This is a genomic window from Methylocaldum sp. MU1018 (genome assembly GCF_053646775.1).
This window is the reverse complement of record NZ_CM132195.1, coordinates 2380002-2393608: the sequence shown is the minus strand read 5'-3', so window position 1 is coordinate 2393608 and position 13607 is coordinate 2380002. Positions and strand designations below refer to the sequence as shown.

Sequence of the window (13607 nt, the reverse complement as noted above, 5' to 3'; positions counted from 1 at the left end):
TCATGCGACAAAATGTCCTATTGGATCAATGGCTTATGATGTTTAGAATGATGCCATCTCGTAGCGATCATTGGTTCTCCTCCGAGTCCCAACCATACGAGTGCGTGAGATCTCCTCATCCGATCGGGATGCCGTTCAGGCGGCATCCCATTTTTTTTGCACCGCGCCGCAGCCGGTTCTTTGCATCCGAAGCGTTTTCGAGAAAAGCGCGGCTGGACCTGCCCGGACAGTCTCATTTCGCGGCCGCTATATCTTTTATTCTCACGCGAGCATCGCCGACCGGCGACGCGCAGGCGCGCCGTATCGGGACCGAGCGTTTTCAATACGGACGCAGGGGCGGTGTAGAGGCGACTTGAGTCGTCCCCGCGACATACGACACAGGCGTTCCGCCCGGAATGCCGTCAACGCGAGATGAAAATGCTCTGGGTCCGAGTGAAAAACGCTTTGGCCGCAAAAGACGGGAAATCCGGCAAATTGTGACCGTCAGCCTTTCCGGAGCGCTTTGGCCAACGCCTCCGCCATGGCCCCCTGCGGTTTGGAGGGCGGTTCCGGCCGCGGCTTCTTGGCTCTCGCCTCGGCTGCTCTCGCCGGGGGATTCGGCGAATTCCGCTCCGATCGGGGAGTGGCTTCCGCATCCTTTTTCATCGACAAGCCGATGCGGCGCCGGGGTACGTCCACCTCCAGCACCTTCACTTTCACCACGTCGCCCGCCTTCACCACCTCACGGGGATCTTTGACGAACTTGTCGGACAAGTGCGAGATGTGGACCAGGCCGTCCTGGTGTACGCCGATATCCACGAACGCGCCGAAATTGGTGACGTTGGTGACGACGCCTTCGAGCATCATGCCGGGCTGTAAATCCTCGATCTTGTCGACGCCTTCCCTGAACTGCGCGGTCTTGAATTCCGGGCGCGGATCGCGGCCGGGCTTTTCCAGTTCGTGCAGGATGTCGGTGACGGTTGGCAGGCCGAAGCGCTCGTCGGTGTAAGTTTCGGCATTGACGCCGCGTAGGAACGCCGCGTTGCCGATGAGTTCGCGGATGTCCTTGCCGGTGGTTCCGATGATGCGTTCGACCACCGGATAGGCTTCGGGATGCACGGCCGAGGCGTCGAGCGGGTTGCTCCCGTTCATGATGCGGAGAAATCCGGCCGCCTGTTCGAAGGTTTTTTCCCCGAGTCGCGGCACCTTTTTGAGATCATCACGGCTGTTGAAAGCGCCGTTCCGGTTGCGGTATTCGACGATGTTCTGGCTGATGGTCTGGGATAACCCGGAGACGTAGCGCAGCAACGAAGCCGACGCGGTGTTGACGTCCACGCCCACGGCGTTGACGCAATCCTCCACCACCGCGTCCAGGCTCTTGGAGAGCTGCGATTGGTTCACGTCGTGCTGATACTGGCCGATGCCGATGGCCTTGGGCTCGATTTTCACCAGTTCGGCCAAGGGGTCTTGCAAGCGGCGCGCGATCGAAACGGCGCCGCGCAGCGAGACGTCGAGATCCGGGAATTCCTTGGCGGCGAGTTCCGACGCCGAATAAACCGATGCGCCGGCCTCCGAAACCATCACCTTGGTGATGGTCAATTCGGGATGGCGCTTGATGAGATCGCCGACCAACTGGTCGGTCTCGCGCGACGCGGTGCCGTTGCCCGTGGCGACCAGTTCGACGCCGTGCTTTTCGATCAACCGGGCCAGCGTCGCGATCGATGAGTCCCACCGGTTTTGCGGCACGTGGGGATAAATCGTCGCGGTTTCGAGCAGTTTGCCGGTTTTGTCCACCACCGCCACTTTGACTCCGGTACGAAGTCCCGGGTCGAGGCCCATCGTCGTGCGGGGGCCGGCGGGCGCGGCGAGCAGCAAATCCTTGAGGTTCTTGGCGAACACCTGAATCGCCTCGGCTTCGGCCGCTTCGCGCAGGCGCTGCTTGAGGTCGAGTTCGATACGGGTCAGGATCTTGACTTTCCAGGCGTAATGCGCGGTGTCGGCCAGCCAGCGGTCCGCCGGCCGTCCTTTGCCGGCGATGCCGAATGTACGTCCGATCAGGCCCTCGCAGGCGGCGTGCGCGGCATCTTCGTCCTTGCCCGCTTTCAGGACGAGATCCAGCACGTCCTCGTTGCGTCCCCGGAACAGCGCCAGCGCGCGATGGGACGGAATCTTCGCGATCGGTTCCGCAAACTCGAAATAATCTCGGAATTTCGCCCCCGCCTGTTCTTTCCCCTCGGTAACCTTTGAAGCCAGTATGCCTTCGTTCCAAATCCTTTCGCGCAACTCGGCCAAAAGTCCGGCGTGCTCGGCGAATCGCTCCATCAGGATTTGCCGCGCGCCTTCGAGCGCCGCCGCTGCATCGGGAACGCCTTTGTCGGCATCGATGTATTTCTGGGCTTCCGTCTCGGGTGCCAGAGACGGATCGCCCAGCAAAGCGTCGGCTAAGGGCTCGAGGCCAGCTTCACGCGCGATCTGGGCCTTGGTGCGCCGTTTCGGTTTGTAGGGAAGATAAAGGTCTTCCAGCAGGGTTTTGGTGTCGGCGGCGAGGATGGCTTGTTCCAGCTCCGGGGTCAGCTTCTCCTGTTCGCGGATGCTGTTCAGGATGGTCAGGCGGCGGTCTTCGAGTTCGCGGAGATAAGCCAGGCGAACTTCCAGGGTTCTGAGCTGGGTATCGTCCAGACCGCCCGTCGCTTCTTTACGGTAGCGCGCGATAAACGGCACCGTAGCCCCTTCGTCCAGCAGGTCCACGGCGGCCTGGACCTGTCTTTCTCTGACGCCGAGTTCTTCAGCGATGCGGGCGATGATATCCATCGGCAAACCTCGAAAGTGAAAAGCGGAAATTCTAGCAGTAAAGCGGAGGGCCTCGAAAAATCGGGCAGGAATTACAGCGGCTTTTCGGCGACGATGATGGTCGGATCGTCCGACTTGGTTCGGCAGGCGAACGCCAGTTTTTTCATCAGGCCAAGCATCTTGACGTTGTTCGCCAGGACCTCGCCCTGTATGGATTTGAGTCCTCTTTCGCGGGCGGCGTCGATCAGGCAGGACATCAGCCGCGTTCCGAGCCCGCGGTGCTGCCATTCGTCCGCCACCACCAGGGCGAATTCGGCGGTTTCGCCGTCCGGATTGGTGAAATAGCGCGCCACGCCGAGTTCCGTTTCTTCGGTCTCGGAATCCGTGATGGCGACGAGAGCCAGTTCCCGGTCGTAGTCCAGTTGAGTCAGACGGATCAGCATGTCCTGACTCAGTTCCTGCAAGGAATTCATGAAGCGGAAAAACTTGGCCTCGGGAGACAGCCGTTTTACGAAACGTTTCTCGATTTCCGCGTCTTCCGGGCGGATCGGCCGGATGACGATATTGGTGCCGTCGGCGAGCTGATACTGTCTGATCCAGTGGCTGGGGTAGGGGTGGATCGCCATGTGTCCGTAAGGGCGGCGTCCCGGTTCCGGTTCGCGGACCACGATACGGGCATCGAGGGCGAATACGCCCTGGTCGTCCGCCACCAGCGGGTTGATGTCCAGTTCCTTGATCTCGGGGAGCTCGCAGACCATCTCCGAAAGCCGCAACAAGACCTGCACGATCGCGTCCCGATCGACCGGCGGGAGATTGCGGAACGGTCCGAGCAGCCGCGCCACGCGGGTTTGATCGATCCTGGTCTGGACGATGTGCTCGTTGAGCGGGGGCAGGGCGACCGTTCGATCCCTGAGGATTTCCACCGCCGTGCCGCCGGCGCCGAAACTCACGACGGGGCCGAAAATCGGATCGTCGACCACGCCAACGAGCAATTCCCGGCCGTTGCGGTTGCGGTACATCTTTTCGACGGTCACGCCCTCGATCCGCGCACCCGGTTTTCGGGCATGCACCGCCGAAACCAGGTCGTTGTAGGCGTTTCTCACCGTCTGCGCGTTGTTGATGTTGAGCCGCACGCCATCGACGTCGGACTTATGGGTGATGTCCGGCGACAGAATCTTCAACACGACCGGAAAACCCAGGCATTCGGCTGCCGATAAGGCTTCGTTGGGCGAGTGGGCATTCATCGCGGGGAGCACGGGGATGTCGAAAGCGCGCAACACGGCGCGGGTTTCGAGCGAGGACAAGAGCGTCCGCCGTTCCGCCAGAGCGCCCTCGATGATGAGGCGGGCGCCGGTGAGGTCGGGCGGCTGGTGCGAGGCCAACGGTCCCGGAGCCTGCATCAGCATTTGCTGGCTGCGGTGATATTCCGCCAGATAGCCGAATGCCTCGAGGGCGCTTTCGGGATTCGAGAAGGTGGGGATCTGATGCTTGGTCAACAGATCGCGCCCTTCTTGCACGTGGGTTTTGCCCAGCCAGCAGGTGAGAACCGGTTTGTCGCCGGATTCGGCGGCGCGGACGACCGCCTCGGCGGCGGCGGTGGGGTCGGTCATGGCCTGCGGGGTGAGCAGCACCAGCGCGCCGTCCACGTTCGCGTCCTTCAGACAGCGCTCGACGGCCGCCCGATACCGTTCGGGCGCGGCGTCGCCCAGAATGTCGACGGGATTGTTGTGCGACCAGGCTTTGGGCAGAGTTTCGTTCAGCTCGTCGAACGTCGTCTCGCTCAATTCGGCGAGCCGTACGCCTTGTTCGACGGCCCGGTCGGCCGCCATCACGCCGGGTCCGCCCGCGTTGGTAACGATGACGAGGCGATCGCCTTTGACGCGATGCTGGGTCGCCAGAAGCTGGGCGGCGGCGAAAAGCTGCTCGATGGTGGTTGCCCGGACCGCGCCGGCTCTTTGCAGCGCGGCCTCGAACACATCGTCGGAACCGACCAGAGCGCCGGTGTGGGACAGTGCCGCGCGAGAGCCTTCGGCGTGGCGTCCGGCCTTGATCACGATCACCGGTTTCATGCGCGCGGCGGCCCTAAGGCCGCTCATGAACCGCCTGGCGTTGCGCACGCCTTCCACGTACATCAGGATGCTGCGGGTTTCCGGGTCGAGCGCGAGGTAGTCGAGGATGTCTCCGAAACCGACGTCGGCGCCGGCGCCCAGGGACACCATGGTCGAAAATCCGATGCGGCGCGCGTCGGCCCAGTCGAGGATCGCCGTGCACAGTGCGCCCGATTGGGAGACCAGCGCGAGCGAGCCGGGCTGCGCGACATTGTTGCTGAAGGTGGCGTTGAGGCCGACCGAAGGCCGCATGAGCCCCAGGCAGTTGGGGCCGAGCACCCGAAGTCCGTAATGCCTTGCCTCGTCGAGCAAGGCCCGCTCCAGTTGCCGGCCGGCGCCTTCCTGTTCCCCGAAGCCCGCCGATACCACGACGGCGGCTTTGACGCCCTGTTGGCCGCAGGCGCGGATGATGAGAGGAACGGTTGCGGCCGGCGTGGCGACGACCGCCAAATCGATGTGGCTCTTCACGTCTTCGATCGAGGCGAAACAGACCTGGTCCCGAATCCGCTGGTACTTGGGATTGATCGGATAAATCGGTCCCCGGAAGCCGCCTTCGAGGAGATTTTGGTAGATGCGGGCGCCGACCGAATCGGGCCGTTCGCTGGCCCCGAACACGGCGATGGATTTCGGGCTGAACAGATGTTCGAGATAATGGTGCGCCATATCGGCTTTAGATTCTGGCAAGCAGGATTTCTCCGATTTCGCCGTCGCTCAGTACGACGGGATTGGTCTGCATGCTGGCGCCGCGGGCATTGGCGACGATTTTGGCGATGTGCGCCGACTCTACGCCGAAATGGCCGAGACGGTTCAGGCCGAGCCGTTCGGTCCAATCGCGCAGCCGTTCGACCAGGGCGCCGCAAGCGTCGGCTTCGGTCTCGAAACGGCGCCCGGTCAGGCATTCGGCAACGCCGGCGTACTTCTTCAATGCGGGATTTTCCGGGGCTCTTTCCCGTAAGGCGCGGATATTCACGGCCGTGGCTTCGGCGAGCAGGGTGCCGCAGGCGAGTCCGTGGGGGATCGGATAGAAGGCGCCCAGCGGCGCGGCCAGCCCGTGTACAGAGCCGAGCCCCGCCTGCGCCAGGGTGATGCCCGACATGAGCGAGGCATAGGCGATGGCGCTGCGCCCGGCTCGGGCGGCATCGTCGTCGCCTTCATGGGCCGCGAAGAAGCCGTCGCGAAACGCCTCCATGCCGCTTTTCGCGAGAGCGTCGGTCATCGGATTGGCGCGCGCGGACACGTAGGATTCCAATAGCTGGGTGAAGGCGTCCATGCCGTCGGCGGCGATGAGATCTGGCGGGCAGGTGTCCAGCAGATCGGGATCGACGACCGCGTATTCCGGAACCAAGGCATCGTGCCGGAACGATTTTTTGAAACCGTTCTCGCCGCGTACGCTCAACACGGCGTTCTTGGTCGCCTCGCTGCCGGTGCCGGCGGTGGTGGGCACGGCGATGAAAGGCGTGGCCGGTCCCGCGTACGGAATGTTGCGGCCGACGCCTTCGAGATGATCCATGACCGAATTGCCGTGAGGCAACAATCCGGCGACGGCCTTGGCGGCGTCCAGCACGCTGCCGCCGCCGATCGCGATCACCAGGTCGATGCGCCGGCCGTGAAAGGCGGCTACGGCGTCGTCCACCCGCTGCGGCGTAGGCTCGCCGCTCACGGTCATGTGCTCCAGGCTCATGCCCTGGTCGGCCAGGCGATTGGTCAGCCAGTTCCAGCGCGGCGAGGCGCGGAACGAGCGCGCTCCGGTGACGAGCAGCGCCTTTTGGCCGTAAGCGCTGGCCAGCTTCGGCAGCTCCGCGAATTGGCCGGAACCGAAAAGGATGCGGGGAAGGCGAGAACAGGAAAAGGCGGGAATGTTCATGGTCATGCTCGGCTTCGGGCCTTCCGCCGCTGGATCGCGGCATAAATCCCGATCAGCAGAATGCTGAAGATGGCCACGTCGATGACGGCGTGATGGGAGTAGCGCACGATCAATTCTCGGTTCTCGCCGATAAAGTAGCCGATCCAGGTCAGCACCGACACCCAGGTCGCCGCCCCGAGCAGCGTATATAAGGTGAACTTGAGATGATTCATGTTCGCAAGGCCCGCCGGCAGCGAGATCAGATGCCGCGCTACCGGCAGCAGGCGGCCGACGAAGGTGGATATTTCGCCGTGCGACAGGAAAAATTTCTCCACCCGGTTGAAATGCTCCTCGGTAATCCAGACGTATTTGCCGTATTTGATCAGGAGCGGCCGGCCCAGCCAGCGTGCAACGAAATAGTTGGCGTAAGCCCCGACCAGGCTTCCCAGCGTTCCGCTGAGGATCACCAGTGCCATGTCCATCTTGCCCTGTTGAACCAGATATCCCGCCGGCGGCATGACGATTTCGCTGGGAATGGGAAATACCGAGCTTTCCAGGGCCATCAGCAGAAAAATTCCGGTATAACCCATCGCGCCGATGGTCGCCACCAGCCAATCGATCAATTCATGCATTGGAAAACCCTTAACGTTGTGGATGACCGGTTTTAGAGCAATCCGCCTTGCAGCGGTACGAAGCTGACGGGCTCGACGATTTCCACTTGAAATCCGACTTCCGTGCGCGTGACCCGTTGCAGAAACTGTTCGCGTCCGTCGCCGATGGGTATCACCATGACGCCGCCCCGCGCCATCTGATCCAGCAGCGGCTGGGGCAGCTCCGGCGGTGCGGCGGTCACGATGATGCCGTCGTAGGGCGCATAATCCTCCCAGCCCCAGCCGCCGTCGCTGTGCTTCAGGCGCACGTTGCGCAGGTGCAGGTCTTGAAGACAGCGGCGGGCGCGCTGCTGAAGGGGATAAATGCGCTCCACCGAATGAACCCGCTTCACCAGTTGAGCCAATATGGCGGTCTGATAGCCTGAACCGGTGCCGACTTCGAGCACCTTGTCCAACGGGCCTTTTTCCAGCAGCAGCTCGGTCATGCGAGCCACGATGTAAGGCTGGGAAATCGTCTGGTTGAATCCGATCGGGAGCGCCGTATCCTCGTAGGCGCGGCTGGCGAAAGCCTCTTCGACGAAGATGTGGCGGGGCGTTTCCAGCATGACCGCGAGCACGGCCGGGTTGCCGATTCCTTGTTCCTTCAAACGGCTGACCATGCGTTCCCGTGTTCTGCGGGAGGTCATGCCGATGCCCTGGAGACGGCGGTTCATGGAACGATAACCTCGTGCGGAAGCCAGTCGGCCAATCGCTGAAGACTTTCGTAACGGGTCAAATCGATTTGTAAGGGGGTAACGGACACGTAATTGTTGCGTATGGCGTAAAAATCGGTGCCGGGTCCGGCATCCTGTTCCGGGCCGGCGGCGCCGATCCAGTAGATCTCGCGTCCGCGCGGGTCGATCGTCCGGATCACCGGTTCGGCCTTGTGCCGTTGACCCAGTCGGGTGGATTGGAAGCCGCGGAGTTCGCTCAGCGGAACATCGGGCACGTTGACGTTGAGTATAGTATCGGCCGGCAGCGGATGCTGCTGGATCTGTTGGAGCAACGTGACGGCAACCTGGGCGGCGGTCTCGAAGTATCGGGGATTACTCGACGCCAGAGAGACCGCGACCGCCGGGAGCCCCAAAAAGCGCCCTTCGGTGGCGGCCGCCACGGTGCCGGAGTAGATGACGTCGTCTCCCAGGTTGGAACCGTGGTTGATGCCGGCGAACACCATGTCCGGTTCTTCGTGCAGCAACCCGGTGATGGCTAGATGCACGCAGTCGGTGGGCGTGCCGTCGACCTTGATGAAGCCGCTCTCCGACGGGCTGACGCGCAGAGGTCTGTCCAAGGTCAGCGAATTGCTCGCGCCGCTGCGGTTTCTTTCGGGGGCGACGACCGTCAGTCGCGCCCGCGGCCTCAGCGCGTTTGCCAAGGCGATCAGTCCCTGAGCGGAATAACCGTCGTCGTTGCTCAACAAAATATGCATCAGGCAGGATCTCCCTTTTCCCGATTATTTTACACAAGAACCGCATCCATCGGGGCATTGGCCGATGCTCCGGCGGGTGGGGCGGGACTCCCGATTTCGATGCGTAGCAGGACCTGCCCGAATCCGCCTTGACGGTGGCCGACGAATCTTCGACTATTGCATGATCTTTCGCGTCGTCCAAAGGTCTATCATTCGGCGCCCGTTATATTCGCCCGAACTTACCGCACGAAGGATTCCGCCCGATGAACTCGCAAGATTTGAATAGTCTGGCAGAGAAGCTCCGCGGCAGCGCGCTCTATCAGCGGTACGTTCGCCTGCCGCCGCTGGCCCAGAAGTTGATCCCGGTCAGTTCGATCACCTTTCTGACGACCTCGTTTCTGGTCATCATTTATTTCTTTGTCGATCCGCTCATCGCCAAAGGGGTGCTCGCCAGCATTCTGGCGGGATTGGCCACGGGGGTCGGCGCTTTGCCCGCTTTGCTGTTCAAGGACGTATCCCAAAGAACCTTGTATTTGATGCTGGGCGGGGCTGCCGGCGTGATGTTGTCGGCCACGGCGTTCTCGCTCATCGTGCCGGGCATTCAATACGGCAATCAGCTCTGGCCGGGGTTCGGGGTTTACGTCGTCGCGGCGGGGGTTTTGATCGGCGCGGTTTTTCTCGTGCTGGCGGATAGCTGGCTGCCGTATGAGCGATTTCTCGGCGAGAGCGGAGAAACTTTCGATTCGTTGCGGAAGATCTGGCTCTTTATCGCCGCGATCGTCATGCACAATCTTCCGGAAGGCATGGCCGTGGGCGTCAGCTTCGGTTCCGGCGACTGGCGCAACGGCGCCGCCTTGGCGGTCGCCGTCGGCTTGCAGAACCTCCCGGAAGGTCTGGCGGTGGCGATGCCGCTGGTGGCCTTGGGATACCGGCGGCGGCAGGCGGTCTTTATCGCCACCTTGACGGGCCTGATCGAGCCGGTCGGCGGCTTTCTCGGCGTCGCCGCGGTGACGATGTTTTTGCCGTTGCTGCCGATCGGCATGGCCTTCGCCGCCGGCGCCATGCTGTTCGTCATCAGCGACGACATCATTCCCGAGACCCAATCCCAGGGCAAGGCGCGTTACGCGACCTTCGCGCTGATGTTCGGCTTCATCATCATGATGATTTTGGACAATCTCATTACAAGTTGAGCGTTCGATCCGGTGGCTTGCAATCTGATTAATGACGTAGGCGTGTGGCTGGATCGAAGCCTGCCGGCGATCGACTGGGCGCGGTGGTGGGCATCTTCCGGTACGGCGTTTGCGCTGGTCGCGGCGGCCGAGTTCGGCGACAAAAGCCAATTGGTCTGCATGGCTCTGGCGGCGCGGCACCGGCATTGGCCCATCCTGCTCGGCGCCGTGCTTGCGTTTGCCGTCTTGAATCTGATCGCCGTGTCGTTCGGGGCGGCGGCGGCCCGCTGGCTGCCCGAATCCCTGGTATCGCTGGCGGTGGCCGTCCTGTTTGCGGTCTTCGGCATAAAAGCCCTGCTCTTTAAGGAAGAAGAAGGCGAGGCGATCGAGGAAGAAAGTGGTCGCGGGATCTTTTTGACGACCTTCCTGATGATTTTTTTCGCCGAATTCGGCGATAAAACTCAGTTAGCCGTCGCCGGTTTGGGCGCGGCCGCGCCGCCCGTACCGATCTGGCTCGGCGCGACCGTGGCTTTGGGTGCGACGTCGGCCTTGGGTATTTGGGCAGGCGCCACGTTGCTTAGGAAGATTCCTCCGCGGGCTCTGCATATTGTCAGCGGTTTATTGTTTCTGGGATTCGCGGCTTATGCGGCATCCACGATAGCGCCTTCGGATCTGTGGAACTGGTTTCAAGGCGTTATTTATCGAACGATCTCAGCGGTTCGAGAACCTCTTTCCTAGCAGTCGTGGGATGCGTATCGCATACCTGACTTCTTTTCTTGCATCCGTTTTAGGGTAGCCGGCTTTCTTAAGCCAGAACTGTGGGTTGTAGGGTACGGTGAAGGACGGGTCGCACCGATCGCGAGCGATGCGGTTCCCTTCGGTCACCGCATCCTACCCTTTGTCGGTCACACCGGAGTCGTAGGGTGCGGTGAGGTACGAACCGCACCGATCGCGAATGATCAGGCTTCTTCCGTTCAAAGCGTTTATTAACCCGGCCCCAAAATAACGTTCGCCCTGAGCTACGTCGAAGGACTCAGCCCGAGCGGAATCGATATGAATAGCGGGCAGGGATTCCACCGCAGTCGCATGGGTGTCCGGAATGGACAATTGCAGATAACCGGCGCTTTCGAAAAGCTCGCGCGGCACGAGCGCCGGATACGGGCATATCGCCGCGTCCGAGTTGATGTTTGATGGCGATTTCCCGGAGAGAAGCCACGCCGATATGTATTTCACGGTTTGGAACCAAAATCAGGCGGCGCGCTTTTTCGGTCAGGCGGGGATCATCCGTTATTAATCAGACCCGTAAATACCTTCCTGATATTTACGGGCCTCCGCCCAGGCCGGTACACGCCCGGCCTGGGCTCACGCGACTTGTCGCCGCGTCGGGGCATCCCTGCCCCGGATTAACCCGGCCTCTATTTATAGGCCGGGTTAATAATGCTCGCAGCGCTACCTGGGTATCAAGCAGGAGGCGCATCGTCGGATATCTCGCCGTTGAACAACCGAGCGATCACTTGGTTGCTTTGATCGATGTCCTCGGGGATGGTGAATTCGCCTTTGGCAATTCCAATCCGGCGCGAGGTTTCCACCTCGGCGCCTGTAATACTTCCTGGTAGATCAGGCTTACACAGTCCGTACGACACGCCGCCATCCGGTATTCGGCGGAACCGTTCCGCAGCGCGATGTCCGTTTTGCCGTAGAAAATCGATCCATACCGAAGTATCCACCAAATACGGGCTTAGTTCTGCTCGGCGCGCAGTGTTTTGCAATGGTAGTTCGGGTTGATTTCCACCGTACCGATCAAGTTCCGAACGTCCTTCCGTTTTCGATTGGCCACGAACTCTTGGAGTGCCCGCTCGACCAGTTCCAAGCTTGGTCTTGGAATGCTTGAACGCCTCTCTGACCAGTTCGTCGTCAAGAACGATCGTGTGCATATCGATACACCTCCTGATGTGTATTTTGGCGCCGTGTCGGAGGCGGCAACAAGACAAGGCCGCATATCTCGGCAATGTCAAAGGCTGACAGAAAAACCTTTAAAGTTTCCGCCGCGACGTCCGATAACGTTTCTGAGAGTTGAATGCACAGCGCTGATGCTTCTTGAGCTCGTCGATTTGAAAAATCCTAAAAGTTGAAGGAGACGATCATGTCCCAAGTGATTAACACCAATATTGCCTCGCTTAACGCTCAGCGCCAGTTGCTGAAGTCATCCAACGCGATGCAGACGGCGATGCAGCGCTTGTCGTCCGGTTTGCGCATCAACAGTGCAAAAGACGACGCAGCCGGCCTTGCCATATCTGATCGGATGACCTCCCAGATCAGAGGGTTGAATCAGGCTGTGCGTAATGCAAATGACGGTATTTCTCTAGCTCAGGTTGCGGAAGGTGCGCTATCAGAGTCTACTAATATTCTTCAGCGTATGCGTGAATTGGCTGTCCAGTCAGCCAACGACACGAATAGCGCAGGGGATAGGGCGAGTTTGCAGAAAGAAGTAAACCAACTACAGCAGGAATTGCAGCGTATTGCGACGACGACTCAGTTCAATGGAAAAAATGTACTAGACGGTACGATGTCTGGTGCGCTGTTCCAAATCGGGGCCAATGCCAACCAGAATATCGCTGTCACCGTCGGTAATGCTCAGACCAACGCGATAGGTGTTAACCAAGTGTTGTCAACCAACGCGGCAGGCGGAATTGCCGATGCCGTTACGACTGCGGCTAACGGATACGCCGGCGATACCATTACCATTTCTGGTTCGTCTGGAACTAAAGCGGTCACTCTCGCAGCCGGTGCGAGTGCAAAGAGTATTGCTGCGTCTGTCAATGGTATTGCGGATAGCACGGGAGTTTCTGCTACCGCCGTTACCTACGCTCAGTTAACCGGAGCAGCAGGTAGTGGCAATATCAGCCTCCAGATTACGGGTTCAAGCACAGCCACCGTATCCGCAGCTATTACATCGGGTAATACCAAAGCCTTGGCTGATGCTATCAACTCGGCAGCTGGGCAAACGGGTGTCACTGCAGCGTACGACTCCGCCACACAAAAGATCACCTTGACCAGTTCTACCGGCGAGGATATTTCCATTAAAACGACGGCCATTGATGCCACGGTTACCGCGCTTAACATGGTCGGTCTTCAGGAAGACGGCGTTACGGCGAATGGGGGGAGCGCATCTTTAGCTACGCTGAATAATATCGGAACCGTCGGGGGGCACGTCAGTTTCACTTCCGAAAAATCTTTTTCAATTACAGGTGCGACCGCAGGAGAATTACTTACTAGCGCCGCCAACGCATCGTCGCTAAGTGCCGTATCCGGAGTAAACATTTCCACTCAGATTGGAGCCAACGCTGCGCTAAAAGTTATTGACGGCGCGTTGGCAAGTATATCCAGCAACAGAGCTGATCTTGGAGCTGTGCAGAACCGCTTTTCTTCGACCATCGCTAATCTCCAAAGCGTTTCGGAAAACCTTAGCGCAGCGCGTTCCCGCGTCGTAGATGCGGACTTCGCCGCAGAAACATCGGAGCTCAGCCGGGCACAAATCCTTCAGCAGGCCGGCACGGCCATGTTGGCGCAGGCGAATGCCTCAACCCAAAACGTGCTCTCGCTGCTTCGGGGTTAATTTCCAACTTAGCTAAACCGGAAGGCGGGGACATTAAAGCGTTC

Annotated in this window: 10 protein-coding genes; 3 read left to right on the top strand and 7 right to left on the bottom strand. The window is 60.3% G+C overall.

The window, feature by feature from the left end; all coding sequences use genetic code 11:
• Nucleotides 1–483: 483 nt before the first annotated feature.
• The 6 genes from ACWJKU_RS11000 to surE all read right to left on the bottom strand — a co-directional run bounded on the left by ACWJKU_RS11000 (nt 484) and on the right by surE (nt 8799).
• Nucleotides 484–2790 (bottom strand): Tex family protein, encoded by a 2307-nt coding sequence (locus tag ACWJKU_RS11000; protein WP_454142347.1) that lies wholly within the window; start codon nt 2788–2790, stop codon nt 484–486.
• 71 nt (nt 2791–2861) lie between these two features.
• Nucleotides 2862–5561, bottom strand: coding sequence for a bifunctional acetate--CoA ligase family protein/GNAT family N-acetyltransferase (locus ACWJKU_RS10995; RefSeq protein WP_454142346.1), 2700 nt, complete (start codon nt 5559–5561; stop codon nt 2862–2864).
• Nucleotides 5548–6747, bottom strand: a complete 1200-nt coding sequence (locus tag ACWJKU_RS10990) for an iron-containing alcohol dehydrogenase (RefSeq protein WP_454142345.1) — start codon at nt 6745–6747, stop codon at nt 5548–5550. The genes ACWJKU_RS10995 and ACWJKU_RS10990 overlap by 14 nt, the downstream gene beginning before the upstream one ends.
• Complete coding sequence (locus ACWJKU_RS10985; protein ID WP_454142344.1) at nt 6744–7352, bottom strand: DedA family protein; 609 nt, start codon at nt 7350–7352, stop codon at nt 6744–6746. Before ACWJKU_RS10985 ends, ACWJKU_RS10990 begins: the two co-directional genes overlap by 4 nt.
• A 32-nt stretch (nt 7353–7384) precedes the next feature.
• Complete coding sequence (locus tag ACWJKU_RS10980; RefSeq protein ID WP_454142343.1) at nt 7385–8044, bottom strand: protein-L-isoaspartate(D-aspartate) O-methyltransferase; 660 nt, start codon at nt 8042–8044, stop codon at nt 7385–7387.
• Nucleotides 8041–8799 (bottom strand): 5'/3'-nucleotidase SurE, encoded by a 759-nt coding sequence (gene surE, locus ACWJKU_RS10975; protein ID WP_454142342.1) that lies wholly within the window; start codon nt 8797–8799, stop codon nt 8041–8043. Before surE ends, ACWJKU_RS10980 begins: the two co-directional genes overlap by 4 nt.
• A gap of 242 nt (nt 8800–9041) precedes the next feature.
• Between surE and ACWJKU_RS10970 the strand changes: the two genes are divergently transcribed.
• The gene (locus ACWJKU_RS10970) at nt 9042–9968 is read left to right on the top strand and encodes a ZIP family metal transporter (protein ID WP_454142341.1); all 927 of its coding nucleotides are present in this window, start codon (nt 9042–9044) and stop codon (nt 9966–9968) included.
• A 12-nt stretch (nt 9969–9980) separates the two neighbouring features.
• Nucleotides 9981–10685 carry a TMEM165/GDT1 family protein gene (locus ACWJKU_RS10965; RefSeq protein ID WP_454142340.1) on the top strand — a complete coding sequence of 235 codons (705 nt, stop codon included), beginning with the start codon at nt 9981–9983 and terminating at the stop codon, nt 10683–10685.
• Nucleotides 10686–11407: 722 nt separating this feature from the next.
• Here the strand turns inward: ACWJKU_RS10965 and ACWJKU_RS10960 are convergent.
• Complete coding sequence (locus tag ACWJKU_RS10960) at nt 11408–11881, bottom strand: hypothetical protein (RefSeq protein WP_454142339.1); 474 nt, start codon at nt 11879–11881, stop codon at nt 11408–11410.
• Between the two features lie 209 nt (nt 11882–12090).
• Here ACWJKU_RS10960 and ACWJKU_RS10955 point away from each other — a divergent pair, with 209 nt between their 5' ends.
• The gene (locus ACWJKU_RS10955) at nt 12091–13563 is read left to right on the top strand and encodes a flagellin N-terminal helical domain-containing protein (RefSeq protein WP_454142338.1); all 1473 of its coding nucleotides are present in this window, start codon (nt 12091–12093) and stop codon (nt 13561–13563) included.
• Nucleotides 13564–13607 lie beyond the last annotated feature (44 nt).